Here is a 25,244-nt window from a genome sequence, read left to right as displayed (position 1 = left end):
CACGGCGGGCGGCGCTGCGGGGGGCCGTGTCGCTGGGGGTCGCCTCGGCGGCCATCAACACGGTGGGCAAGCACGCGGTGCGGCGGGGGCGGCCCGCGCTCGATGTCGTCCCGGTCATCCGGCGCCTGAAGCGGCAGCCGTTCACCACGTCCTTCCCGTCCGGGCACGCGGCCTCGGCCGCCGCCTTCGCGACCGGGGTCGCGCTGGAGTCGAAGGGCTGGGGCGCGGCGGTGGCACCCGTGGCCGCCGCCGTGGCGCTCTCCCGGGTCTACACCGGCGTGCACTATCCGAGCGACGTGGTGGTGGGCGCGGCGCTCGGGGTGGGCGCGGCCTACGCGGTGCGCGGGCTGGTGCCCACCCGCGCGCAGCTGCCCTCGCCGGGCCGCCCGTACGCCGAGGCGCCCGCGCTGCCCGGCGGCCGGGGGCTGGTCGTGGTGGTCAACCGCGCCTCCGGGTCCTCGGACACGGCGAGCCTGGTGCACGACGCGCTGCCGGAGGCGGAGGTCGTGGAGTGCGATCCGCGGGACGTCGGGAGCGAGCTGGACAAGGCGGCGGACCGCTGCCGCGCGCTGGGCGTGCTCGGCGGCGACGGCACCGTCAACCGGGCCGCGGTGGTCGCCGTGCGGCACGGGCTGCCGCTGGCGGTCTTCCCCGGCGGCACGCTGAACCACTTCGCGTACGACCTGGGCATAGAGCACGTCCACGACACGGTCAGGGCGGTGACCGAGGGGGACGCCGTCCGGGTCGACCTGGGGCGCTTCTCCCCCGGCCCGGACGGGAGTACGCCCGGCCACTTCCTCAACACCTTCAGCCTGGGCGTCTACCCGGAGCTGGTCCGGGTGCGCGAGCACTGGTCGCCGCGGATCGGCGGCTGGCCCGCCGGGGTGCTGGCGGCGCTGAAGGTGCTGCGCGGCCGGCATCAGCTGGACGCCGAGTTCGAGGGCCGGCGGCGCTCGCTGTGGCTGATGTTCGCCGGGAACGGCATGTACGGGCAGATGGGCCCCACGCCGGGCCACCGCCGCGATCTGGCCGACGGGCTGCTGGACGTACGGATCGTCCACGGCGGCCGGACGCCGGGCCTGCGTCTGCTCGGCGCCGCCCTGGCGGGCCCGCTCAGCCGCTCGCCGTTCCACGCGGCCGAACGGATGCGCCGGGTGCGCCTCACCGGCATCGCGCCGGGCACCCCGCTGGCCTTCGACGGCGAAGTGGCCGAGGCGCCGAGCGAGTTGACCCTCGACAAGGCGGCGGAGGCGCTGCGGGTCTACCGGCCGAAGGCGCTGCTGTAGGCCGGGACCCGGCGGTGGACGGAGAACACCCGTTGACCACATGGCAAGACACGGGTCTCATGATGCGACATGCGGGCGTAGCGTGGCAGGACCACTTCAGGAGCGGAGAGGGAGTCCGGCCATGCCGAGAGAGACCGCTGTCTACACCCACGGGCACCACGAGTCGGTGCTGCGTTCGCACCGCTGGCGCACGGCCGCCAACTCGGCCGCGTACCTCCTGCCCGAACTGGCCGCGGGCCAGGACGTGCTGGACGTGGGGTGCGGACCGGGGACCATCACCGCCGATCTGGCGGCGCTGGTGGCCCCGGGGACGGTGACGGCCGTGGACGCGGAAGCGGGCGTACTGGACAAGGCGCGGGAGGCGGCGGCCTCGGCCGGGGCGGACAACGTCCGCTTCGCGGTCGCCGATGTCCACGCGCTGGACTTCCCGGACGACTCCTTCGACGTCGTCCACGCCCATCAGGTGCTGCAGCACGTCGGTGACCCGGTGGGGGCGCTGCGCGAGCTGCGCCGGGTGTGCCGGCCCGGCGGGGTGGTCGCGGTGCGCGACGCGGACTACGGCGCCTTCGCCTGGTTCCCCGCCGTATCCGGGCTGGAGGACTGGCAGGAGCTGTACCGGCGGGTGGCCCGCGCCAACGGCGGCGAACCGGACGCCGGACGCCGGCTGGTCTCGTGGGCGCGGCAGGCGGGCTTCGCCGACGGCGCCGTCACCGCGACGGCGAGCGCCTGGTGCTTCGCCGACCCGGGGGAGCGCGCCTGGTGGAGCGGGCTGTGGGCGGACCGTACGACGGCGTCGGGGTACGCGGGGGTCGCCGTGGGCGGCGGCCACGCCACGGCCGAGGGGCTCGCGGAGCTGGCGCGGGCGTGGCGGGAGTGGGGCGCGGCCGAGGACGCCTGGTTCCTGGTCCCGCACGGCGAGATCCTCTGCCGCGCCTGAGCGCGGCATCTGAGCGCCTGGCGTCTGGGCGCGGCCGGGCTCCCGGGCCCCACGCCGGGGGCTCGACCAACTACCCTGTGGGGCATGGAAATCCTGGGAACCACGCTGCGCGTCTGCGTCGACGACCTGGAGACCTCGGTGGCGTTCTACGAACGTCTCACCAGCAGCGCCGCGCTCCGCTTCGAGCGCGGCGGGGTCTCGGTCGCCGCCGTCGGCTGCTTCCTGCTGATGAGCGGTCCGGCCGCGGAGATCGACATCCTGCGCAAGGTGATGGCCACCATCGCCGTCGAGGACGTCGACGAGGCGAAGGCCGTCCTCACCGGGACCGGCGCCCAGGTGATCGTGGGCCCGGTGGCGACCCCGGCGGGCCGCAACCTGATCGCCGTCCATCCCGACGGCTCGATCTTCGAGTACGTCGACCGCAAGGGCGCCGAGGCCGGCTGACGCCCGCCGCGGTCGTCGACACGCTTCAGCGGCCGGACGGCCGCTGCGGACGGGGCGTGGGCCACGCGTCGGGCAGCGCCCCGTCCGACACCCGCGCGTCCGCCGTCATCTCCGCCGTGATCGCCCAGCGCTCGTGGCCGCGCCAGGCCCCGTCGATGTACAGGAAGTCCGGCGAATAGCCCTCCCGCCGGAATCCGGCGCGCCGCACGAACGTCAGCGAACGGGTGTTGCCCGGCTGGATGTTGGCCTCCAGCCGGTGCAGCCCGAGCGGGCCGAACGCGTGGCGCAGGACCAGGCCGAGCCCCTCCCGCATCAGTCCGCGCCCGGCGGCGTGCGCGAACGCACCGTAGCCGAGGGCGCCGCACCGGAAGGCGCCGTGGACGATGTTGTTGATGTTGACGAACCCGGCGATCGCGCCGTCTTCGGCGGCGCAGACGAGATGGCCCGCCCGCGCGGGGTCGTCCAGGAGCCGGCCCGCGTAGACGGCGTACGCCTCCGGGTCCCTCGGCAGCGGAAGCCAGGGGGCGTGCAGGTCCGCGCTCTCGCGGGCGCGGGCGGTGAACTCCTCGGCGTCGTCCTGGCGGAAAGCGCGTACGAAGGTACGGGAGCCCTCGCCGAGCGGCGTCGGCGGCGCGGGCAGGGGCTGGGGCGGGAGCTGGGCTACGCGGTCGGACATCGGACCAGCGTAGACCTCGTCGGCGGAACCGTCAGGCCAACGCGGGTACGTCCAGGGTGAGTGTCGCGCGCCCTTCCCCCGGCCCCTCCCCCGGCGCCGCCTCCAGCACCGCGGGCAGCCCGAGGGGCATGGTCGGCGCCGTGTCCGCGTGGCCGAAACCCAGCTCCTCCACGACCGGCACGCCCAGCGTCCCGAGCCGGTCCAGCAGGACGGCGCGCACCTCCTCGTACGGGCCGCACCCCTCCCAGGAGCCGAGCGCGATCCCGGCGACGCCGTCGAGCCAGCCGGAGCGCAGCAGTTGGGTGAGGATCCGGTCGAGCCGGTAGGGCTCCTCCCCGATGTCCTCGATCAGCAGCAGCCCGCCCGCCGCCGAGGGCCGCGCCCCCGGCGTGCCCAGCTCCGCGGCGAGCAGGCTGACGCAGCCGCCGAGCGTGACGCCCGCCGCCCGGCCGGGCACCAGGACGCGCGCGGTGTCCGGCGCGAGGGTGCGGACCGACTCGGGCGCGAAGAGCGTGGCGCGCAGCGACTCCCGGGTCCTGGCGTCGTCGAGGAAGGCGAGGGTGGCGGTCATGGGGCCGTGCAGCGTGGCCAGTCCCAGCCGTACGGCGAACGCCTCGTGCAGCGCGGTGATGTCGCTGTAGCCGACGAACACCTTGGGGCCCGCCGCGCGCATCGCGGTCCAGTCCAGCAGGTCCACCATGCGCTGGGCCCCGTACCCGCCCCTGGCGCACAGCACCGCGCTCACCGACGGATCGCACCAGGCGTCCTGGAGGTCGCGGGCGCGGTCCCCGTCCGTGCCCGCGAGGTAGCCGAACCGGGGGTGGCGGCCCCGGACATGGGGGGCCACGACCGGGTCGAGGCCCCAGCCGCGCAGGATGTCGAGACCGGGTTCGAGGCGCTCCTCGGGGACGGGTCCGCTGGGCGCCACGACGGCGACCCTCGCCCCGGGGCGCAGCCGCGCGGGCCGGGTCAGCGGAACCACGCCCCGAGGAGCGCTCACCGCTTCAGCTCCAGCCGCGGCACGTCGTCACGGTCGATGCCGAACGTCTGTGCGTACAGGGACAGTTCGGCCTCCAGGGCGCGGACCATGGTGTCGGCCCTGCGGAAGCCGTGCCCCTCGCCCTCGAAGGCGTGGTACGCGTGCGGGATCCCGCGTCCGGCCACCGCGCCGAGGAAGCGCTCGCACTGCGCGGGCGGGCAGATCACGTCGTCGAGGCCCTGGAGCAGCAGGAACGGCGTGGTGATCCGGTCCACGTGGTGCAGCGGCGAGCGCTCGTGGTAGCGCTCCGGGACCTCGGCGAGCGGTCCGACGAGCGATTCCAGGTACTGGGACTCGAAGTCGTGGGTCTCGTCGGTGGCCCAGCCCAGCAGGTCCAGGATCGGGTAGATGATGGTGCCGCAGGCGTAGACGTCGGTGGCGGTCAGCGACGCCGCCGCCGTCCAGCCGCCCGCGCTGCCGCCGCGCACGGCGAGCCGGGCGGGGTCGGCGGTGCCCTCCGCCGCCAGCGCCCCGGCGACGGCCGCGCAGTCCTCGACGTCGACGACGCCCCACTGCCCGCGCAGCCGGTTGCGGTACTCCCGCCCGTAACCGGCGGAGCCGCCGTAGTTGACCTCGGCGACGCCGATGCCCCGCGAGGTGAAGTAGGCGATCTCCAGGTCGAGCACGAGCGGGGCGTGCCCGGTGGGGCCGCCGTGCGCCCACACCACGTAGGGCGGCCGCTCCCCCTCGGGCGCGGTGCGTCCGGGGTGGCGCGGCGGATAGATCTGGGCGTGGATCTCCCGGCCGCCGGGCCCGGTGAAGGTACGGAGAGCCGGCTCGGGGTAGTAAGCGGGGTCCACGGCGTCGTGGTGTGCCGCGCCGATCACCCGGGCGTGTCCCGAGCCGGTGTCCAGCTCCACGACCTCGTAGCCGCTGTGCGGTCCCGCGGCGACGCCGATCACCCGCTCGCCCCGCACGGCGAGGGTCGGGGCCCACTCGGTCCAGGGTCCCGCCGCGTCCACCAGGTCGCCGGTGGCCGGGTCGAGGACGCCGAGGGCCGTCGTGCCGCTGCCGTGGACGACGGCGACCAGCCCGTCCGCCAGCGGCTGGAACCACTGGAGGCCGATCTTCCAGAGCGGCCCGCCGAACTCCTCGCCGCGGCCGGGGCACAGGACGGTGCGCTCGACGAGGTCAGGCCCGCCGTCGGCCGTCCGGGCGCGGTGCAGCTCCCACCAGCCGCCGCTGTCGGAGACGAACAGGAGTGCGCCGTCGGGGGCCCAGTCGACCTGGGCGACCGACTCCTCGATGCCTCCGGCGACCGGCCGTACCCGCCGGAAGGGGCCGCTGCCCGCGACCTCGCCCAGCATGACCTCCGTGCCGTCCCAGGGCATCCGCGGGTGGTCCCAGGCGAGCCATGCCGCGTGGCGCCCGTCCGGGGAGAGCCGGGGCCCGGTGACGAAGCGGTGGCTGTCGTCGGAGAGTTCCCGTACGGCCGTACGGTCCTCGGCTGCCGAGCCGTCCAGCGGTACGGCCGCGATCACCCGCCGTACGTCGGTGGGGCCCTCGCCGGTGAACTCCTCCAGTACGCACCAGAGTTCGCCCCGGTCGAGCAGGACGCGCGGGTCGGCCCAGCGCAGCCCGCCGCCGGTCGCCGAGACCGGGGTGAGCGGCCGGGGCTCCGCCGCGCCGTCCGGCTCGTACGCGTAGAGCCGCTGGTCGGGGAAGTGGACGAAGACGACGAGCGGGCCGCCGTCGGCGCGCGCGGCACCGGCCCACGGCGTCCCGCCGTACTCGACGACCCGGCTGCGGACGTTCCAGGGGGCCGGCAGGACCGGCTCCGCGCGGCCGTCGGCCCGGCGGCGCACCAGCGCGCGGCGGCCCGCCTCGGCCGGGCGCGGCTCGGTCCACCACACCTCGTCGCCGACCACGCCCACGTACTCGGGCCGGCCGTCGCGCGAGGCGGCCAGAGCCGCGTCGACGGGGGACGGCCAGCTCCCGTACGGCTCGACGCGCGCCGCGTCCCGTTCCGTACGCTCCCGCGCGCTTCCCACTCTGTCCACGTACGCTCCTAAGCGGTCTTCAGATAGTGGTCGAGGACCCGGACGCCGAAGTGCAGCGCGGAGACGGGTACCCGCTCGTCCACGCCGTGGAACAGCGCCTGGTAGTCGAAGTCCGGGGGCAGTTTGAGCGGGGAGAACCCGTAGCCGGTGATGCCGAGACGGGAGAACTGCTTGGCGTCGGTGCCGCCCGACATGCAGTACGGCACGACGTGGCCGTCCGGGTCGAAGCGCTCGACGGCGGCGCGCAGCTTGGCGAAGGTGGGCGAGTCGACCGGCGCCTGGAGCGCGACCTCGCGGTGGTGGAACTCCCAGTCGACGTCGGGGCCGGTGAGCTGGTCCATGGTGGTGCGGAACTCCAGCTCGCCGCCCGGCACCATCCGGCCGTCCACATAGGCCGTGGCCTGTCCGGGAATCACGTTGACCTTGTAACCGGCCTCCAGGACGGTCGGGTTGGCGCTGTTCCTCATCGTCGCCTCGACCAGCGCGGCGGCCGGGCCGAGCTTGCCGAGCAGGTCGTCCGGCTCGAAGTCCGCCGCGTACACGTCGGTGTCGATGCCGTAGAGCACGGCGAGTTCCGCCAGGGCGGCCCGTACGGTCGGGGTCAGCCGGACCGGCCAGGGGTGGTCGCCGATCCTGGCGACGGCGGCGGCGAGCCGGCTGACCGCGTTGGCGCGGTTGACCTTGGAGCCGTGACCGGCCCGGCCGTGCGCGGTGAGCTTGAGCCAGCCGGTGCCGCGCTCGCCCGCGCCGATCGGGTAGAGGGCCATGCCGGGGCCCGCGTGGAAGGTGAAGGCGCCGGACTCGCTGATGCCCTCCGTACACCCCTCGAACAGCTCGGGGTGCTGGTCGGCGAGGAAGCCGGAGCCGTCCTCGGCGCTGGCCTCCTCGTCGGCCGTGTAGGCGATCACGATGTCCCGGCGCGGCCGGACGCCGCTCCTGGACCAGGCGCGGACGGCGGACAGGACCATCGCGTCCATGTTCTTCATGTCGACGGCGCCGCGCCCCCACACCACCCCGTCCCTGATCTCTCCGGAGAAGGGGTGCACGCTCCAGTCGGCGGCCTCGGCGGGCACCACGTCCAGATGGCCGTGGACCAGCAGCGCGTCGGCGGACGGGTCGGTGCCCTCGATCCTGGCCACCACGTTGGCGCGGCCCGGGGTGCGCTCCAGCAAAACCGGCTCGATCCCGGCGTCGGCGAGCCGCTCGGCCACGTACTCCGCGGCGGGCCGCTCGCGGCAGTCGCCGCCGCCCCGGTTGGTGGTGTCGATCCGGATGAGTTCGGAGGTGAAGGTGACCACCTCCTCCAGCGCCGTCGCGTCGAGCGCGCCCGCCGTGTCGTCGTGCGTCATGTCAGCCATACTGCTCCTCCACCGAGGCCGAGACGATCGTGGTGACCGCCTTGAAGGTCCTGATGGCCTCGTACATCGTTCCGTTCGTATAGGCGGCCCGGCGCTCGCCGCTGGGTTCGACGCCCGGGACCACGGTGGCGGCGTCGGACAGATGGGCCGCGTCGAACTCCATCTCCACCGTGAACGGCCCGCCGCCGACCGGTGCGTGCCGGTGCGCGAGCGCCGTCGCGAGCTTCGCCGCGGCGCGGATGTCGGCGGCGGTACGGGCCGGGGTGCGGCACACCGCCGCGTACCGCGACACATGGTCCTTCACCGCGACCTTGTGCGCCCGCGGCGCGTATCCGGTGGCGTCCTCGCAGGTCAGGTCGTCACCCGTGACCAGGATGACGGGCACCCCGTACTCTGCGGCCACCTGCGCGTTCAGCAGCCCCTCGCTGGCCCGTACGCCGTTGAGCCAGACACCGGTCAGGGAGTTGGCGAGGTAGGTGTGGGCGAGGACGCCCTCCGTGCCCGCGCCGGTGTGGTAGCCGACGAACGCGATGCCGTCGACGTCGCCGTGCTGTACGCCCTCCACCATGGAGAGCGACTTGTGGCGGCCGGTGAGCATCCGCGCGCGCTCGTCGAGCCGCTCCAGCAGCAGATTGCGCATGGTCCAGTGCGCCTCGTTGATGAGCACCTCGTCCGCGCCGCCGTCCAGGAAGCCGAGGACGGCGGCGTTGACGTCGGAGGTGAACAGAGCGCGGCAGCGTTCCCACTGCGGGGTGCCCGGCAGCACGTCGGCCGGCCAGGTCACCCCCGTGGCGCCTTCCATGTCGGCGCTGATCAGAATCTTCATGGTGGCGCCATCCTCCCGGTTCGGGCGGCCGACGGGGCCGCCGGTGTCGAACGTTGCCTTCGGTTTCACCGGCGCCCCAGTAGATCACTCCGACCCGCCCCGCACCGAGGTGGGTGGCGGGGCGGGTCGGCGGCCGTCGGCGCGGCGGGAGGCGGCGGCACGGGAGACGGCGGCACGGGAGACGGCGGTACGGGAGACGGCGGTACGGGAGGCGACCGCCGCTACCGTCCCGGCGTCACACCGCGGCGGAGCGGCTCACCGCTTCGCGAGGACGTACCAGCTCGCCGGCAGTTCGATCCGGGTACCGTCCGCCAGATACTCCGTCTGGGGCAGCGGCGCCTGCCCGGAGGCCAGGACGGTCAGCCCCGCCGCGCCCAGCAGCTCCGGCATCTCGTCGTCCTCGGCGTCGGCCGGCCGCAGACCGTGCGCGAAGACCCGCCGCAGCTTCTCCGGCGGGCCGCCGGGACCCTCCGCCGCCCGCCGCAGGACGTCCTTGGAGCCGCTGGTCAGCTCCGTGACGAAGGCCCGGCCGCGCGCGCCGAGCAGGGTGGCGACCGCGCCCGCCACGGCGGGCCGGTCCTGGGGCTCGCTCTGGTGGATGACCGCCCGCATGTAGACGTTCACGTCACCGATCCGCTCGCTCAGCGCCCGTACCGCGGCCTGGTCGACCAGGTCGAGCTGCTCGTACCGGGCCACGCCCGCCGGGTCGGCGCGGCGCGCGTGGTCGACCGCCGCCCGCGAGAGGTCCACCCCGATGGCCCCGGCGAAGCGGGTGGCGAGATACCGGGTCTGGGTGCCGCTGCCGCAGCCGAGGTCGACCACCGGCAGCGAGGCGTCCGCGTGCGGCAGCAGCAGTTCGCTGTGGGGCGCGGCGGAGAAGACCGGGTCGGCGTCCCAGATCGCCTCGCCCGGGGCGTCGGAGGTCTCGCGCCAGTAGCCTTCCCACGACTCGCGGTAGCGCGGCGTTACGTCCATACGGGCTCCCCAACTCGGGCTCGCCTGTCGCGAGCTGCGCAGACCGGACTACGTCCGCGCCACCGGGAAGGGCAAGAGTGCGGCGCTCTTCTTCACCGTCCGTTCGCACGGACCCCCGTCTTCACACCGAGCGCCTGCTCGAACCAGACGGTCTTGCCACGTGCCGACGTGCTGGTGCCCCACTCGCGCGCGAGGCTGCTCACCACCCGCAGCCCGCGGCCGAACTCGTCGTCCGGGCCCGCGTCGAGCAGCGCTGCCGGGGCCGGTTCGTCGTCGCGCACCTCGCACAGCAGGGCGTCCGTACGGACCAGGCGCAGCCCGACCCGCTGCGAGCGCGCGTGGTTCACCGCGTTGGTGACCAGCTCGCTGACCATGAGCTGGGCCGCGTCCACCGCGCCGGGCAGCCCCCACGCCAGCAGCCTGTCGCGCACCAGGCGGCGCGCCCGGCCGACCTCCCGTGGATCCAGGGCCAGTTCGTACTCGGCGACGTCCTCGTCCTCGATCCCGTTGAGCCTGGCCATCAGCAGCGCCACGTCGTCCTTGCGGCCCTCGCGGGTGTTCAGGGCGCGGATGATGGTGTCGCAGGCGCTGTCCATCGAGGCGGCGGGGTGGGCGGCGGAGGCGCACAGCGCGGCGAGCCCTTCGCCGATGTCGGCGCCGCGCACCTCGACCAGGCCGTCGGTGCACAGCACCAGCCGGTCGCCGGGGCGGACCGCGAAGGCCGCGGTCTCGAAGGCGACTTGACCGACGCCGATCGGAGCGCCCGTGGGGATGTCGAGGACCTCGGCGCCGCCGTCCTCGGCGCGGACGAGCACGGGCGGGATGTGTCCGGCGTTGGCGAGCTGGATCTCGGATCTGATCGGGTCGTAGACCGCGTAGAGACAGGTCGCGAGGTACTGCTCGCCGAGCCGTTGGGCCAGGTCGTCGAGGTTGCGCAGCAGTTGGGCCGGTGGCATCTCCATGGTCGCCATGGTCTGTACGGCGGTCCGCAACTGGCCCATCATCGCGGCCGAGTTGAGGCCGTGACCCATGACGTCCCCGACGACGAGGGCGGTGCGCGAGCCGGGGAGTTTGACCGCGTCGAACCAGTCGCCGCCGATCCGGCCGAGCAGGGCGCCCGGCAGATAGCGGGTGGCGATGTCGCAGCCCGCCATGCGCGGCGCGACCTGGGGCAGCATGCTGTCCTGGAGGGTCTCGGCGACGTTCTCCTGGTACGTGTACATGCGGGCGTTGTCGAGCACGAGCCCGGCGCGGGCGGCGAGTTCGGCGCCGGTCGTGCGGTCCATGTCGTCGAACGGCTCGCGCCCGGCCCTGCGCATCAGCACCATGAAGCCGAGCACCACGTCACGCGCCTTCAGCGGTACGAGCAGCATCGAGCGGTGGTTGATGAGCGGGCGCAGGTCGCGCTTCTCGAACTGTCCGGAGATCCGGTTGCCGTCCTCCTCGCTGATGTGCGGGATCAGCACGGGCTCGCCGGTGACCATGCACTGGAAGAACGGGGTGTGTTCGGGGAAGGCGATGGCCTCGCCGACCGGCACCGTGTCGTCCCAGCGCCCCGGCTCGTCGTTGTGTTCCACCCAGACCCGGTGCCAGACGGTGGTCACGTCCGGCACGCCGTCCGGGAACCCCTCACCGGCCAGGACGGCGGCGCGCAGATGGGTGCCGGCGAAGTCGCTGAAGCGCGGCACGGCGGCGCTGGTCACCTCGCGGATGGTGCTCGCCAGATCGAGCGAGGAGCCGATCCGGCCGCTGACCTCGTTCAGGAACTCCAGCCGCTCGCGCACGGCGGCGTATTCGAGGTCGAGTTGGGGCCTGGGCGCCGCCCGGCGCGGGAGCCGCCCGGCGGCGGGCGGGACGTCCTCGGTGCCGTACCGCTCGGGCGAGTGGCGCGGCACGCCCCAGTCGGGGGTGAGGGGCACCCGGTCGTGCCGGCTGAACTCCATGACCGGGTAGCCCATGTCGAGCACCTGCGTGACGATACGGGTGGACTCGGCGGGGCCCATGTTCGGCAGGATGTCGGGCAGCCGCCCGGCCAGCGTGTCCGCGTCCGGGAACTCGGTGTGCAGGGCGAAGCCCGGGGTGATCCGCAGGTGCGGGCCCGGCCTGCCGTCCTCACCGGCCGAGAACTGGCCGCCGTCCGCCGCCAGGACGAGGTGGCGGCCGGGGCCGGGGCCGATCAGCGGATAGGCCCACCAGAGCACATCGGTGCGCCCACGCCCCGGGTCGGAGACCTTCGCGCGGCCCGCGGTCGGGTAGGAGCCGCGGGCGTGCAGCCCGGGGCCCAGTTCGTCGCCGGGGTCGTATCCGCCGTGGGCCACGCCCGGCTCCTCGTCGGCCAGCGCGCCCGCGACCGGCATCAGATCGGCGGCGGGCCGGCCGACGGCCTGCTCCCGCGCGGGTCCGAACAGCCGTCGCGCGCCGGACGACCAGTGCGACACGAGGCCGTCCCCGTCCACGACGACCACGGCGAGCGGAATCCTTCCGGCCGGGGCGAGCCGCTGCGGCGGCCCCGGCGGAATGCCACTGTCCATGGGTGGGAGGCTCCTTCCCTGCTGCCAGAATCCGCGGCTCCACCCTCCACGGTACGGCCCTCCGCGGGCGCGGCGCCGGGCATTGAACCAATAGGTTGTGCGCCCGCGCACAACCGCTGATTGACTGAAATTCAGTCAGTCCTCGTGGCCCAGCTGGAGGTCGCGTTCGGTCCGTCCGCCGCCCGCCATCCGGAGCACGGTGGCGACCGGCGGATAGCCCGCGGCGATCACCGTGTACTCGCCGGACGACAGGTCGACGAAGCGGAAGGTGCCGTCGAGACCGGTGGTGAGGGTGTCCACCACATTGCCCGCGGCGTCGAGGAGGGTGACGCGCGCGTCCTCGACGGGACGGCCGCCGCCGGCGCGCACGGTGCCGCGCAGCACGGCTCCGCCCGCCAGTTCGATGTCCTGCCGGGCCTCCCGTGACGCCTGCACGCTGACGGGCAGCGCGGCGGGCCGGAAGGCGGGCGCGCTCGCCGCGAGCGTGTACTCCCCGGCCACCAGTTCGGAGATGACGTACGCGCCCTCCCGGCCGCTGCGGGTGGACGCCACGACGTCCCCGCGTACGTCGGTGAGGGTCACGGCGGCGTCGCGCACCGGGGTGCCGTCGGCGGTGCGTACGGACCCGGCGAGGCGGCCCGCGCCGCCGAGGACGACGTCGAGTTCGACGGGCCGTTCGCCGACGGTCACGGTGACCGCCTGGGGCTGGTGCCCGCCCGCCGCCGCGATCATCACGTACGACCCGGAGCCGGGCACGCTCAGCGCGTACCGGCCGTCAGCGCCGCTCGCCCCGCGCCCGATCTGCTGTCCCTGGACGTCGATGAGGGTGAGCGCGGCCCGCGGCACGACGGTGCCGTCGTGGTGCTGCACGGTGCCGCAGACGGCGACCCCCGGGGTGTGCGGGACGGCGGCGGGCGCGGTCCGCGGCTCCGGGAGGACGGTGGGCGCGGCGGGGACCGCGCCGGACTCGGCGGCGGGGGCGTTCTGGGACACCAGCGGTTTCTCCTTGAGGAAGAAGGTGATCAACAGGCCGAGGGCGAGCACCGGCACGAGGTAGAGGAAGATCCGGGGCATCGCGTCCGCGTACGCCTGGACATAGCCGTCGCGTACGGCGGGCGGCAGGGCGCGGACCGACTGCGGGGTGATGGACTCGGCGCCCAGCGGCGCGGCCCCGGCGGGGATACGGTCGGCCAGCGCGTCGGCGAGCCGCCCGGCGAAGAGCGTGCCGAAGACGGCCGCGCCCACGCTGCCGCCGATCTGCCGGAAGTAGTTGTTGGCGCTGGTGGCCGCGCCGATGTCGGCGGGCGGCACGGCGTTCTGCACGGCGAGGACGATCACCGGCATCACCAGGCCGATCCCGAGGCCGAGCACCGCCTGCGCGATACCGCACTCCAGCCGGGAGGTGCCGGTCTCCAGCCGGGACAGCAGCCACATCCCGAGCACCGACAGGACGCCGCCGAGCACCGGATAGCGCTTGTAGCGGCCGGTACGGGAGATCAGCTGGCCGGAGGTGACGGAGGCGACGACGATGCCGCCCATCATCGGGAGCATCAGCAGCCCCGACTCGGTGGCGCTGGCCCCGTCGACCATCTGGAGGAAGGTGGGCAGATAGCTGGCCGCCCCGAACAGCGCCACCCCGACCACCATGCCGGTCAGGCCGCACACGACGAAGACCGGATCGCGGAACAGCCGCGGCGGGATGATCGGTTCGGCGGCGCGGCGCTCGACCGCCACGAAGAGCACGGCGCTCGCGACGGCGCCCGCCGTCAGGCCCAGGATGACGCGCGAGCCCCACGCGTACTGCGTACCGCCCCAGCTGGTCAGCAGCACCAGGCAGGTGGAGGCGGCGGCGAGCAGCAGGGCGCCCAGCACGTCGAACCGGGCCCTGACCGGGGGCCGGGGAAGCTTGAGCACCACGCTGACCACGGCGAGCGTGAGCAGCCCGAAGGGCACGTTGAAGTAGAAGCACCAGCGCCAGGAGACATGGTCGGTGAAGAAGCCGCCCAGCAGCGGACCGGCCACCGAGGCGACTCCGAAGGAGCCGCCGATCAGCCCCATGTACCGGCCGCGCTCACGGGGCGGCACGATGTCCGCGATGATCGCCTGCACACCGATCATCAGACCGCCCGCGCCGACGCCCTGGAGGGCGCGGAAGGCGATCAGCTGGTTCATCGTGCGCGACCAGCCCGCCAGCGCGGATCCGATGACGAAGACGACGATGGCGAACTGGAAGACGCCCTTGCGGCCGAAGAGGTCCCCGAGCTTGCCGTAGACCGGCAGCCCGACCGTGGCGGTGAGCAGATACGCGGTGATCGCCCAGGACATCCGGTCCAGGCCCCGCAGCTCCCCGACGATCCTGGGCAGCGCGGTCGCCACGATCATCTGTTCCAGCGCGGCGAGCAGCATGGCGAGCATCAGCCCGACGAAGACCAGCCGCACCTGGCGCGGGCCGAGGTATCCGGTGGCCGCGCCGGGCGCGGGCGGTGGCGGCGGCCCGGCCGCGGCGGCGGGGAACGGCTCGGCGGCGAGTCCGGCGCCCCCGCCCGCGTCCCGCCCGACGCCCTTCACCAGAGTGGTCCCGCCCACGTACTGCTCCCCTCGTCACACCTGCGCGGCGTCATTGTTCACATCGCGCGCCGAGCGGGAGCAAGCGGGATTCTCCGCGCCCGAAGGAGGTGGTGACGAGGGGAAGTTGACCGGGGACCGGCGGCGCCGAGGCGCTCATCAGGGGCTTTCCCGCGGCGTGTCGCACGGGCGACGCGCGACGGCACGGTCACGACGCCGCGGGGAAGACCACTCGAATCGGTGACTCCGGCAACGATCTGCCGGAGCCCGGCGCGGGTGCCTACGCCTCGGGGGACCCGGCCCCGGGCTTCGCCCCGGCCTCGGTGTGCGCGGCGAGCTTCGCCAGCACCTCGTCGTAGATGCGGCCGAGGCCCTTGGGCGCGAAGGTCCGCTCGAAGAAGCCGCCGATGCCGCTCGCGCCGTCCCAGACCGAGGTGACGACGGCCTTCGAACGGCCCTCACCGGCCGGGGTGACGATCCAGGTGGTCACCATCGAGGAGTTGCGGTCCTTCTCGACCAGCTGCCCGTCGGTCGGCTCGGTCACCTCCAGCAGGCAGTCCCGGACGCGCTTGCTGGTGGCCTGGAGCTTCCAGTGGACGAGGCTGCCCTCACCGTCGCCGCCCTCCCGCACCTCGTACTCGCTGAACTGGCCCGGCAGGAGCTTCGCGCGGGTGTTCTCGTAGTCGGCCAGAGCATCGAACACCGTCTCCGGGTCCGCCGCGATGATTCGCTCCGTCGTGGCCTCGACCTGCGCCATGGCTCTTCCTCCAGCACTCGGTATTTCGGTGGGGTGCGGCCACCCAACCACCCTCCGGCACGCCCGCCCAAATCCGGGTCCCGGCGATCAAGGGAACAAATGTTCTATTCTGCGGACAGTGCTACAGAGGAGGTCCCCATGCGCTGGGACAATCTGGTCGAGAACGCCTCGACGAACGGGCCGACCGGGGACATCGCGCTCTTCCGTACGGACGCGGTGACCACCCGCACCTTCGACACACCCGAGTTCGCCGGCATCACCTTCCACGAGGTCCGCGCCCGTTCGATCGTGAACCGGGTGCCGGGCGCGTCCCGGATGCCGTTCGAATGGACGGTGAACCCGTACCGGGGCTGCACCCACGCCTGCGTGTACTGCTTCGCCCGCAAGACCCACAGCTATCTGGACCTCGACACCGGGACCGGCTTCGACTCGCAGATCGTCGTCAAGATCAACGCGCCGGAGCTGCTGCGCGAGCGGCTCGCCTCCCCCCGGTGGCAGGGGGCGCACATCGCGATGGGCACCAACGTGGACTGCTACCAGCGGGCCGAGGGCCGCTACCGGCTGATGCCGGGCATCATCGCGGCGCTGCGCGACCGCGCCAACCCCTTCTCCATCCTGACCAAGGGCACGCTGATCCTGCGCGACCTGGAGCTGCTGCGCGAGGCCGCCGCCGTCACCGAGGTGGGCGTCTGCGTCTCGGTCGGCTTCACCGACCGGGAGCTGTGGCGCACGGTCGAACCGGGCACCCCCTCCCCTGAGCGCCGCCTCGACGTCGTACGCGCCATGACCGCCGCCGGGATCGACTGCGGGGTGCTGATGGCGCCGGTCATCCCCTTCCTGGGCGACGGACCGGACCAACTGCGCGCCACGGTGAGCGCGATAGCCGCCGCCGGCGCCACGTCGGTGACCCCGCTCGCCCTCCATCTGCGCCCCGGCGCGCGCGAGTGGTTCATGACCTGGCTGGGCCACCACCACCCGGGCCTGGTGGACCGGTACGAACGGCTGTACGCGGACGGCGCGTACGCGCCCACGTCCTACCAGCGCCGGATCACCCGGCAGGTGCACGAACTGGCCGCCGAGTACGGGATAGGCCCCACCGGCCGCCGCGCGGCCCGCCGCATCCCGGAGCCCCGGGAGCCCGCCCCCGCCCCCGAACCCGGGGCCACCCAGCTGACGCTGGGGTGAGACGGCGGCCCGCTCACCGCGCGCGAGACGCGTTACGCGAGGCGGCCCAGCGCCTCCCGCGCCGCCGCGCCCAGCCTCGGGTGGGTGCGGGCCGCTTCGAGTACGGGGCGGGCGCGGGAGTCGCCGAGCCGCCCCAGACCCTCCACGCAGGCCAGCGCCACCCGCCAGTGCGGCTCGTCCGGTGCCAGCAGGCGGCCCAGCGTGGCGGTCAGGGCCGGTACGGACTCGGGGGCGCGCAGTGCGGCGAGGAGCCGCACCGGGTGCAGCGCGTACGCCGTGCGCAGTTCGTTGGTCGCGAGCGCGGCGGCGGCCCGGGGCGTGCGCGGGTCGCCGAGCCTGGCCAGCGCGTACGAGGCGCTGACGCAGCGCTCGGGGTCGCGGTGGTTGAGGAGCAGCACCAGCGCCTCGAAGGCCCGCCGGTCCCCCGCGCAGCCGAGCCGGAAGGCCGCCGTCTCCCTTGCCCACAGCGGCTGCCGGGGTGCGGTGAGGACCGCGGCCAGTTCCTCCGTGTCCTCGGTGGCGATCAGCCGTTCGCACGGGGCGGAGGCGCCGGACTCCTCCCGCACCCGGTCCGCGAGTGAGCGGAAGTCCTCATCCATGGCGGCCTCATCCATGAGGGTCAGCGTATCGACTCCGGTGACGGTGACGCGCCACACAGTGACCGGACGCCCGCAGACCCCTGGCGCGCTCGTTACTCGTCAGTTAATCTCAGATGAGCGGATCATCTCCGCGATTCGACGGCCTGGTGACGCAGCCGTCCCGGTCCGGCCCGCCGGACCGGTCGTACGGCGTGGCCCCGGGACAGGGCCCGCCGCGACTCCCTTTTCCCGCGCCGCCGTTCGCGCGCGCCCTCCGCCGTCACTCATCCCCTGGAGTCCCCCGATGGACATCCGTACGGACACCCCCGGCCCGACCGTTCCCGTCCCCGGCCCCGTCGTCCCCGTCCCCGCCACCCTTCCCCTGCCCACCGTCGCCGTCGTCGGTCTCGGCACGATGGGGACCGGCATCGCCGAGCTTCTCGCCCGCTCCGGCCGCGAGGTGATCGGGATCGATCCCGACCCGGCCGCCGCCGCGCGGGCCGTGCGCGCCGTGGAGGAGTCGACCGCGCGGGCGGTGGCGCGCGGCGGGCTCGGCGCGGCGCAGCGGCTGACCGCGCTCGCCCGCTTCCGTACGTTCTCCGGCCTCCGGGCCGCCGCGGAGGCCCCGTTGGTGATCGAGGTCGTGCCCGAGGAGTACGAGACCAAGCGGCGCGTGCTGAGCGAGCTGGACGGGATCGTCGGCTCCGGCGCGATCCTCGCGACCGGCACGAACGCGCTGTCGGTCACCCGGCTGGCCGCCGGTTCCGCGCATCCGGAACGGGTGCTCGGCCTGCATTTCTTCCACCCCGCGACCGCGATGCGGCTGGTGGAGGTGGTGTCGTCGGTGCTGACCGCGCCCGAGGCGGTCGCGGCGGTCACCGCGCTCGCCCGCGCGCTGGGCAAGGAACCGGTGGCCGTGGGCGACCGGCCCGGATTCGTCGCGGACGGGCTGCTGTTCGGCTATCTCAACCGGGCGGCGGCCATGTACGAGTCCGGGTACGCCTCGCGTGCGGACATCGACGCGGCGATGCGGCTGGGGTGCGGGCTGCCGATGGGGCCGCTGGCGCTGCTCGACCTGATCGGGATCGACACCGCCCGTACCGTGCTCGACGCGCTGCACGCCGCGTCGCACGACCGGCTGCACGCGCCCGCGCCGGTGCTCCGGCAGCTCACCGACGCCGGGCTGACGGGGCGCAAGGCCGGGCGCGGCTTCTACACGTACGAGGCGCCGGGCGGCGGTACGCCGGTGCCGGACGCGCTCACTCCCTCGCCCGCCGCGCGCACCGCGCCGGGGCGGCCCGTCGCCTCGGTCGGCGTCGTCGGCTCCGGCACGATGGCGAGCGGCATCGCCGAGGTCTTCGCGACGGCGGGGTACGACGTGGTGCTCGCCGCCCGCACCCGGCAGCGGGCGACGGCCGCCGCCGCCCGGGTCGCGGCCTCCCTGGACCGCTCGGTGGCGAAGGGGCGGCTCGCCCCGGAGGCCCGCGACGCCGCGCTGACGCGGATCGCCCCGGCCGGGTCGCTCGACGCGCTGGGCGCGGTGGATCTCACCGTGGAGGCGGTGGCCGAGGACCTGGCGGTCAAGCGGGGGCTGTTCGCCGCGCTCGACGCGGTGTGCCGGCCGGGGGCGGTGCTGGCGACGACGACCTCCTCGCTGCCGGTGGTGGCCTGCGCCCGCGCGACCGGCCGCCCGCAGGACGTCCTCGGCATGCACTTCTTCAACCCGGCGCCGGCGATGCGGCTGGTGGAGGTGGTGCGCACGGTGCTGACCCGCGACAGCGCCCACGCCACCGTCCGTGAGGTGTGCGCGGACATCGGCAAGCACCCGGTGGACTGCGGCGACCGCGCCGGGTTCATCGTGAACGCGCTGTTGTTCCCGTACCTCAACAGCGCGGTCAGGATGGTCGGGGAGCACTACGCGACGATGGACGACATCGACGCCGCGATGCGGCTCGGCGGCGGCTATCCGATGGGCCCCTTCGAACTGCTCGACGTGGTCGGCCTCGATGTCTCGCTCGCCATCGAGCGGGGGCTGCACCAGGAGTTCCGCGACCCCTCCCTGGCCCCCGCGCCGCTGCTGGAGCAGCTGGTGGCGGCGGGCTGCCTGGGACGCAAGAGCGGACGCGGCTTCCGGGAGTACGCCAAGCGGCGCTGAGCCGGTCCCCCCGGCGGGGTGGCGCGCGGCCCTGAGCAGCGCGAAGGACGGAGCGGGGCGCGGCGCGGGCCGTCCCCCGCGCCGCCCCCTCGGGCGCGCCGCGCGGCGCCGATGCAGTACGTTCACCTCATGTCCCAGCCCGCCAGGTCCGCCCGCTCCAGCAGCAAGTCCGACGTTCCCGAGAGCGCCGCGGGCACCCGCGCCGCCGCTCAGCGGCTCAAGATGCGCCGTGAACTGGCGGCGGCGGCGATGGAACTGTTCGCGACCAAGGGGTACGAGGCGACGACGGTCGACGAGATCGCCGCCGCGGCCGGGGTCGCCCGGCGGACCTTCTTCCGGCACTTCAGGTCCAAGGAGGAGGCGATCTTCCCGGACCACGACGACACGCTGGTACGGGCGGAGGCGGTGCTCAACGCGGCCCCCGCGCACGAGCACCCGCTGGACACGGTCTGCCGGGGCATCAAGGAAGTCATGCGGATGTACGCGGGCTCCCCCGCCGTCTCCGTGGCCCGCTACCAGCTCACCCGCGAGGTGCCCACGCTGCGGGAGGCGGAGATCGCCTCGGTGGCCCGCTACGAGCGGCTGTTCACCCGCTATCTGCTGGGCCACTTCGACGAGCGCGACCACACCGACGGCAATGACGATCCGCTGCTGGCGGAGGTGGCGGCGTCCGCCGTCGTCACCGCGCACAACCACGTGCTGCGGCGCTGGCTGCGGGCCGACGGCCAGGGCGATGTGGAGACACAGCTCGACCACGCCTTCGCGATCGTCCGCGAGACCTTCGGCAGCGGTATCGGCGCGGGCCGCACCATGGGCGAGACGCCCCGCCGCCCCGCCGCCGCGGCGCGCACCAGCGGGGAGGTGGTGGTGGCGGTGGCCCACACCGACGCCCCGCTCGACGAGGTCATGCGCACCATCAAGCAGGCCCTCAAGGGCGCGTAGCGCCCGCCCCCACCACGTCACCGCCCGCGCCGCCATCCGGCCAGCCCGCGGGTCGGAAGTGATATCCACGGCACCCCGAGCGGTAGACATCGCTCATGCGTGCCACCCAGCCGTCAATTGAGACAGATTTTTGGCACTCAGTGCCTTGTCAGCTGTCACCGTGTGCCATACGTTGAGGGTGTCCGGCTGTTCCCACAAGCCCTCCCGCTCGTGTGTCCGGACGCCTGCGTCACAGGCACCCGCGCGCCCACCCCGGCGCCACAGCTCAGCGCGATCAGCGCGAAACGCACCACGCGCACCGCACCACGCGCACCGCACCACGCGGTCAGCACCACGCGGTCAGCACCGTCCGCCGAACCGACGGCACACCTCCGCCCCGTCGGCGGACCCGTCGCCATCCGCCCGCGCGCCCTCGTCCTCAGCCGTACTCGTCGCACCCTCAGCTTCGCCGGAGGCCACAACGTGAAGGAAATCCTGGACGCGATCCAGTCGCCGGACAGTACGTCAGCCGACTTCGCCGCGCTGACCGTCCCCGACGCGTACCGTGCCGTGACCGTGCACAAGGACGAGACGGAGATGTTCACGGACCTCCCCGGCCGGGAGAAGGATCCGCGCGCCTCGCTCCACATCGACGAGGTGCCGGTGCCCCCGCTCGGCCCGGGAGAGGCCCTCGTGGCCGTGATGGCCAGCTCGGTGAATTACAACTCCGTGTGGACCGCGCTCTTCGAACCGCTGCCGACCTTCGGCTTCCTGGAGCGGTACGGCAAGCTCAGCGAGCTGGCGCGGCGGCACGATCTGCCGTACCACGTCATCGGCTCCGACCTCGCGGGCGTGGTGCTGCGCACCGGCCCCGGGGTCAACGCCTGGCGGCCGGGCGACGAGGTGGTGGCGCACTGTCTCTCCGTCGAGCTGGAGTCGTCCGACGGCCACAACGACACGATGCTCGACCCCGAGCAGCGCATCTGGGGGTTCGAGACCAACTTCGGCGGCCTGGCCGAACTCGCCCTGGTGAAGTCCAATCAGCTGATGCCCAAGGCGCCCCATCTGAGCTGGGAGGAGGCGGCGGCCCCCGGTCTGGTCAACTCGACCGCGTACCGCCAGTTGGTGTCGCGCAACGGCGCCGGCATGAAGCAGGGCGACAACGTCCTGATCTGGGGCGCGAGCGGTGGACTCGGCTCGTACGCCACGCAGTTCGCGCTCGCGGGCGGCGCCAACCCGGTCTGTGTGGTCTCCAGCGACCGCAAGGCGGAGATCTGCCGCCGGATGGGCGCCGAGGCGGTCATCGACCGCACCGCCGAGGACTACCGGTTCTGGTCGGACGAGCACCACCAGGACCCGCGCGAGTGGAAACGCTTCGGCAAGCGGATCCGCGAGCTGACGGGCGGTGAGGACGTGGACATCGTCTTCGAGCACCCGGGGCGCGAGACCTTCGGCGCCAGTGTGTACGTGACCCGCAAGGGCGGCACGGTCGTCACCTGCGCCTCCACCTCCGGCTACACGCACGAGTACGACAACCGCTATCTGTGGATGTCGCTCAAGCGCATCATCGGGTCCCACTTCGCCAACTACCGCGAGGCGTGGGAGGCGAACCGGCTGGTCGCCAAGGGCCGGATCCATCCGACGCTGTCGAAGGTGTACGCGCTGGAGGACACCGGCCAGGCCGCGTACGACGTGCACCGCAACCTCCACCAGGGCAAGGTCGGGGTGCTGGCGCTGGCGCCGCGCGAGGGGCTGGGGGTACGGGACGAGGAGCTGCGGGCCCGGCACCTCGACGCGATCAATCTGTTCCGTGACGCCCCGGCGGAGCGGACCGACCAACACCGCCGTGACGCCCCGGCGGAACGGACCGACCAACACCGCCGTGACGCCCCGGCGGAACGGACCGACCAACACCGCCGTGACGCCCCGGCGGAACGGACCGACCAACACCGCCGTGACGCCCCGGCGGAGCGGACCGACCAGCACCGCGGGAGCGCGACGTGACCGACCGCCACAAGGACCGTCCCTGGCTGATGCGGACGTACGCCGGTCACTCGACCGCCGAGGCGTCCAACGAGCTGTACCGCCGCAACCTGGCCAAGGGCCAGACGGGGCTCTCGGTCGCGTTCGACCTGCCCACCCAGACCGGCTACGACCCGGACCACGTCCTCGCGCGCGGCGAGGTGGGCCGGGTCGGGGTGCCCGTCTCGCACCTCGGCGACATGCGGCGGCTGTTCCGGGACATCCCGCTGGAGCGCACCAACACCTCGATGACCATCAACGCCACCGCCATGTGGCTGCTGGCGCTCTATCAGGTGGTCGCGGAGGAGCAGGGCGCCGATCCCGGCAAGCTCCGGGGGACGACGCAGAACGACATCGTCAAGGAGTACCTGTCGCGCGGCACCCATGTCTTCCCGCCCGTGCCGAGCCTGCGGCTGACCACCGACATGATCACCTATACGGTCGCCCGCCTCCCCAAGTGGAACCCGATCAACATCTGCAGCTACCACCTCCAGGAGGCGGGGGCGACCCCCGTCCAGGAGATCGCCTACGCGATGTCCACCGCGATCGCCGTACTCGACGCGGTGTTCGCGTCGGGCCGGATCCCCGAGGAGCGCCGGGGCGAGGTGGTCGGGCGGATCTCCTTCTTCGTCAACGCGGGCGTGCGGTTCGTCGAGGAGATGTGCAAGATGCGCGCCTTCTCGCGCGTCTGGGACCGGATCACCCGGGAGCGGTACGGGATCGAGGACGCGGGGCAGCGCCGCTTCCGCTACGGCGTCCAGGTCAACTCGCTCGGGCTCACCGAGGCGCAGCCGGAGAACAACGTCCAGCGGATCGTGCTGGAGATGCTCGCCGTGACGCTCTCCAAGGACGCCCGCGCCCGCGCGGTGCAGCTGCCCGCTTGGAACGAGGCGCTGGGGCTGCCCCGGCCCTGGGACCAGCAGTGGTCGCTGCGTATCCAGCAGGTCCTGGCGCACGAGAGCGATCTGCTGGAGTACGCGGACCTCTTCGAGGGCTCGCGTGTCGTGGAGGAGAAGGTGGCGGCCCTGGTCACCGAGGCGTTCGAGGAGATCGGCCGGATCGAGGAGATGGGCGGTGTGATGGCGGCCGTCGAGTCCGGCTATCTCAAGTCGCGGCTGGTCTCGGCGCACGCCGAGCGCCGGGCCGGGATCGAGTCCGGCGCGGAGAAGGTCGTCGGGGTGAACTGCTACGAGTCGACCGAGCCCAGTCCGCTGACCGCGGATCTCGACACCGCGATCATGACGGTCGATCCCGCCAACGAGGCCCGGGTGGTGGCCGCCCTGCACGAGTGGCGCGACTCCCGGGACGAGCCCAGGGCCGCCGAGGCGCTGGCCGCGCTGAAGCGGACCGCCGCCGGCACCGGCAATCTGATGGCCGCCACCGTGGAGTGCGCGCGGGCCGGGGTGACCACCGGCGAGTGGTCCTGGGCGCTGCGCGACGTGTTCGGCGAGTTCCGCGCCCCGACGGGCGTGGGCGGCGCGCCGGTGGCGGTGCCCGCGGAGGCGGGCAGCCCGCTGGCCGCCGTACGCGCGAAGGTGTCCCGTACGGCCCGGGAGCTGGACACGGGACGGCTGCGGCTGCTGGTCGGCAAGCCGGGACTCGATGGGCACTCCAACGGCGCCGAGCAGATCGCGGTCCGCGCCAGGGACGCCGGCTTCGAGGTGGTCTACCAGGGCATCAGGCTGACGCCGGAACAGATCGTGGGCGCGGCGCTGGCCGAGGACGTGCACTGCGTGGGGCTGTCGATCCTGTCGGGCTCGCACACCGCGCTGGTGCCCGATGTGCTCGTACGGCTGCGCGAGGCGGGCGCGGGCGAACTGCCGGTGATCGTCGGCGGGATCATCCCGAACGCGGACGCGGCGCTGCTGCGGTCGGCCGGAGTCGCGGCCGTCTTCACCCCGAAGGACTTCGGGATCACCGAGATCATCGGTCGTATCGTCGACGAGATCCGTAAAGCCAACAAGCTCGACCCCCTGGAGGTTCCCGCATGACCCCGCCCCCCGCACCGTCCGCCACGACACCCGCCACCACGCCCGTCGGCCGGTCGCGACCGCGCCGCTCCTGCCTCGCGGTGCCGGGCTCCAGTCCGCGCTTCCTGGAGAAGGCCCAGGGGCTCCCGGCCGACCAGGTCTTCCTGGACCTGGAGGACGCCTGCGCGCCGCTGGCCAAGCCGGACGCCCGGCACACCATCGTCAAGGCGCTCAACGAGGGCGACTGGACGGGCAAGACCCGGGTGGTGCGGGTCAACGACTGGACGACGGAGTGGACCTACCGCGACGTCATCACGGTCGTGGAGGGCGCCGGGCAGAATCTGGACTGCGTGATGCTGCCCAAGGTGCAGGACGCGCAGCAGATCGTGGCGCTGGACCTGCTGCTCACCCAGATCGAGAGGACCATGGGCTTCGAGGTGGGCCGGATCGGCATCGAGGCGCAGATCGAGAACGCCAAGGGGCTGGTGAACGTGGACGCGATCGCCGCCGCCTCACCGCGCACCGAGACCATCATCTTCGGCCCGGCGGACTTCATGGCCTCCGTCAACATGCGGACCCTGGTGGTGGGCGAGCAGCCGCCGGGCTATCCCGCGGACGCCTACCACTACATCCTGATGAAGCTGCTGATGGCGGCCCGTACCCATGACCTCCAGGTCATCGACGGCCCCTACCTCCAGATCAGGAACGTGGACGGCTTCCGCGAGGTGGCGGGCCGCGCCGCCGCGCTCGGCTACGACGGCAAGTGGGTGCTGCACCCGGGCCAGATCGACGCCGCCAACGAGGTCTTCTCGCCCGCGCAGGAGGACTACGACCACGCCGAGCTGATCCTCGACGCGTACGCGTTCCACACCTCGGAGGCGGGCGGCCGGAAGGGCTCCGTGATGCTCGGGGACGAGATGATCGACGAGGCGAGCCGGAAGATGGCGCTGGTGATCGCCGGCAAGGGGCGGGCCGCCGGACTCTCCCGTACCTCCTCGTTCGAAGCGCCGAAGGGGTGA

Annotated in this window: 19 protein-coding genes; 9 read left to right on the top strand and 10 right to left on the bottom strand. The window is 73.6% G+C overall.

Going from position 1 to position 25,244, the window contains the following annotated elements; genetic code table 11:
- The 3 genes from DVH02_RS04285 to DVH02_RS04275 form a co-directional block, all read left to right on the top strand.
- Positions 1-1,286, top strand: a 1,286-nt coding sequence (locus DVH02_RS04285) for a bifunctional phosphatase PAP2/diacylglycerol kinase family protein (RefSeq protein ID WP_114622323.1), incomplete at its 5' end; no start/stop codon positions are given.
- Positions 1,287-1,407: 121 nt separating this feature from the next.
- A complete protein-coding gene (locus tag DVH02_RS04280; RefSeq protein WP_114622317.1) occupies positions 1,408-2,223 on the top strand; it encodes a class I SAM-dependent methyltransferase in 816 nt (271 codons plus the stop codon).
- A gap of 84 nt (positions 2,224-2,307) precedes the next feature.
- Entirely contained in the window at positions 2,308-2,667 is a 360-nt protein-coding gene (locus DVH02_RS04275; protein WP_114622316.1) for a VOC family protein, read from the top strand.
- 25 nt (positions 2,668-2,692) lie between these two features.
- Here the strand turns inward: DVH02_RS04275 and DVH02_RS04270 are convergent, their stop codons facing one another.
- The 9 genes from DVH02_RS04270 to DVH02_RS04230 form a co-directional block, all read right to left on the bottom strand.
- On the bottom strand, positions 2,693-3,343 hold the full coding sequence (locus tag DVH02_RS04270) for a GNAT family N-acetyltransferase (protein WP_114622315.1): 651 nt from the start codon (positions 3,341-3,343) through the stop codon (positions 2,693-2,695).
- 31 nt (positions 3,344-3,374) lie between these two features.
- Positions 3,375-4,343 (bottom strand): S66 peptidase family protein, encoded by a 969-nt coding sequence (locus tag DVH02_RS04265; RefSeq protein ID WP_233518031.1) that lies wholly within the window; start codon positions 4,341-4,343, stop codon positions 3,375-3,377.
- A complete protein-coding gene (locus tag DVH02_RS04260) occupies positions 4,340-6,382 on the bottom strand; it encodes a S9 family peptidase (protein WP_233518030.1) in 2,043 nt (680 codons plus the stop codon). The genes DVH02_RS04265 and DVH02_RS04260 overlap by 4 nt, the downstream gene beginning before the upstream one ends.
- A gap of 8 nt (positions 6,383-6,390) precedes the next feature.
- On the bottom strand, positions 6,391-7,731 hold the full coding sequence (locus DVH02_RS04255) for a M20/M25/M40 family metallo-hydrolase (protein ID WP_114622312.1): 1,341 nt from the start codon (positions 7,729-7,731) through the stop codon (positions 6,391-6,393).
- A 1-nt stretch (position 7,732) separates the two neighbouring features.
- Positions 7,733-8,566: a M55 family metallopeptidase gene (locus DVH02_RS04250; RefSeq protein ID WP_114622322.1), complete on the bottom strand. Its 834-nt coding sequence runs from the start codon at positions 8,564-8,566 to the stop codon at positions 7,733-7,735.
- 255 nt (positions 8,567-8,821) lie between these two features.
- On the bottom strand, positions 8,822-9,541 hold the full coding sequence (locus DVH02_RS04245; RefSeq protein WP_114622311.1) for a class I SAM-dependent methyltransferase: 720 nt from the start codon (positions 9,539-9,541) through the stop codon (positions 8,822-8,824).
- A gap of 92 nt (positions 9,542-9,633) precedes the next feature.
- Positions 9,634-12,072 carry an ATP-binding SpoIIE family protein phosphatase gene (locus tag DVH02_RS04240; protein WP_114622310.1) on the bottom strand — a complete coding sequence of 813 codons (2,439 nt, stop codon included), beginning with the start codon at positions 12,070-12,072 and terminating at the stop codon, positions 9,634-9,636.
- Positions 12,073-12,207: 135 nt separating this feature from the next.
- Positions 12,208-14,658 carry an MFS transporter gene (locus DVH02_RS04235; protein ID WP_199566164.1) on the bottom strand — a complete coding sequence of 817 codons (2,451 nt, stop codon included), beginning with the start codon at positions 14,656-14,658 and terminating at the stop codon, positions 12,208-12,210.
- 259 nt (positions 14,659-14,917) lie between these two features.
- Positions 14,918-15,394: an SRPBCC family protein gene (locus tag DVH02_RS04230; protein WP_114622309.1), complete on the bottom strand. Its 477-nt coding sequence runs from the start codon at positions 15,392-15,394 to the stop codon at positions 14,918-14,920.
- Positions 15,395-15,532: 138 nt separating this feature from the next.
- Between DVH02_RS04230 and DVH02_RS04225 the strand changes: the two genes are divergently transcribed.
- The gene (locus DVH02_RS04225) at positions 15,533-16,579 is read left to right on the top strand and encodes an Rv2578c family radical SAM protein (RefSeq protein ID WP_114622308.1); all 1,047 of its coding nucleotides are present in this window, start codon (positions 15,533-15,535) and stop codon (positions 16,577-16,579) included.
- 32 nt (positions 16,580-16,611) lie between these two features.
- On the opposite strand, the gene DVH02_RS04220 is transcribed toward DVH02_RS04225, so the two are convergent.
- Complete coding sequence (locus tag DVH02_RS04220; protein WP_233518029.1) at positions 16,612-17,193, bottom strand: adenylosuccinate lyase; 582 nt, start codon at positions 17,191-17,193, stop codon at positions 16,612-16,614.
- A 379-nt stretch (positions 17,194-17,572) separates the two neighbouring features.
- On the opposite strand from DVH02_RS04220, the gene DVH02_RS04215 reads away from it, so the two are divergent.
- The 5 genes from DVH02_RS04215 (at position 17,573) to DVH02_RS04195 (ending at position 25,244) form a co-directional block, all read left to right on the top strand.
- Positions 17,573-19,312, top strand: coding sequence for a 3-hydroxyacyl-CoA dehydrogenase family protein (locus tag DVH02_RS04215; protein ID WP_233518033.1), 1,740 nt, complete (start codon positions 17,573-17,575; stop codon positions 19,310-19,312).
- A 129-nt stretch (positions 19,313-19,441) separates the two neighbouring features.
- Positions 19,442-20,254: a TetR family transcriptional regulator gene (locus DVH02_RS04210; RefSeq protein WP_199566163.1), complete on the top strand. Its 813-nt coding sequence runs from the start codon at positions 19,442-19,444 to the stop codon at positions 20,252-20,254.
- A 462-nt stretch (positions 20,255-20,716) separates the two neighbouring features.
- On the top strand, positions 20,717-22,237 hold the full coding sequence (gene ccrA, locus DVH02_RS04205; RefSeq protein WP_233518028.1) for a crotonyl-CoA carboxylase/reductase: 1,521 nt from the start codon (positions 20,717-20,719) through the stop codon (positions 22,235-22,237).
- Entirely contained in the window at positions 22,234-24,246 is a 2,013-nt protein-coding gene (locus DVH02_RS04200; protein WP_114622305.1) for a protein meaA, read from the top strand. Before ccrA ends, DVH02_RS04200 begins: the two co-directional genes overlap by 4 nt.
- Positions 24,243-25,244 carry an HpcH/HpaI aldolase/citrate lyase family protein gene (locus DVH02_RS04195; RefSeq protein WP_114622304.1) on the top strand — a complete coding sequence of 334 codons (1,002 nt, stop codon included), beginning with the start codon at positions 24,243-24,245 and terminating at the stop codon, positions 25,242-25,244. Before DVH02_RS04200 ends, DVH02_RS04195 begins: the two co-directional genes overlap by 4 nt.

It is taken from the genome of Streptomyces corynorhini (assembly GCF_003346515.1).
Classification (GTDB): Bacteria; Actinomycetota; Actinomycetes; order Streptomycetales; family Streptomycetaceae; genus Streptomyces; species Streptomyces corynorhini.
This window is presented reverse-complemented; position numbering and strand designations above follow the sequence as displayed.